General features: G+C 75.8%; 1 protein-coding gene. It reads left to right on the top strand.

The window, feature by feature from the left end:
- The coding region (locus D471_RS36950) for a DUF5682 family protein (RefSeq protein ID WP_017602032.1) at positions 1–736 on the top strand (736 nt) is incomplete at both ends.

Here is a 736-nt window from a genome sequence, read left to right on the forward strand (position 1 = left end):
ACACGGCCCGGGAGGCGTCGCTGCCCACGCTGACCTCGCTCACCGAGCGGTGCCTGTTCGCCGAACTCGGCGACGCCCTGCCCGAGGTGCTGTCCCTGCTCACCGACCGGGCCGCCACCGACAGCGACGTCACGCACCTGATGGCGGCCCTGCCGCCGCTGGCGCGGTCGGCGCGGTACGGGGACGTGCGCGGCACCGACGACACGCACCTGCGGGCGGTGGCCGAGCAGATCCTGCGCAGGGTGTGCGTCGGGCTCGCCCCGGCCGTGCGCGGACTGGACGACGACGCGGCGGCGGAGTTCGTCGCGCGGATCGACGCGACCCACACCGCCGCCACGCTGCTCGGCGGCGAGGGCGAGCGGGCGTGGACGGAGACGCTGGTCGCCCTGGCCGTCCGCGACTCGCTGCCGGGCCGGATCGCCGGGCGGGTCAACCGGATGCTCCTGGACGCCTCGCTGCTGGAGGCCGACGAACTGCGTCGCCGCCTGGGCCTGGCGATGTCGCCGGGCACCGAACCCGCCGACGCCGCCGCCTGGCTGGAGGGCTTCCTCCAGGGGAGCGGGCTCATCCTGGTGCACGACGACCAGCTGCTCAAGCTGATCGACGCCTGGCTGCTGGGACTGCCGGAGGACCGGTTCACGTCGGTCCTGCCCCTGCTGCGGCGCACCTTCGGGGCGTTCGACGGGCCCGAACGGCGGGAGATCGGCGAGGCCGCCACGCGGATCGGGGGCGGCGG

This window comes from Nocardiopsis lucentensis DSM 44048, assembly GCF_000341125.1.
GTDB lineage: Bacteria > Actinomycetota > Actinomycetes > Streptosporangiales > Streptosporangiaceae > Nocardiopsis > Nocardiopsis lucentensis.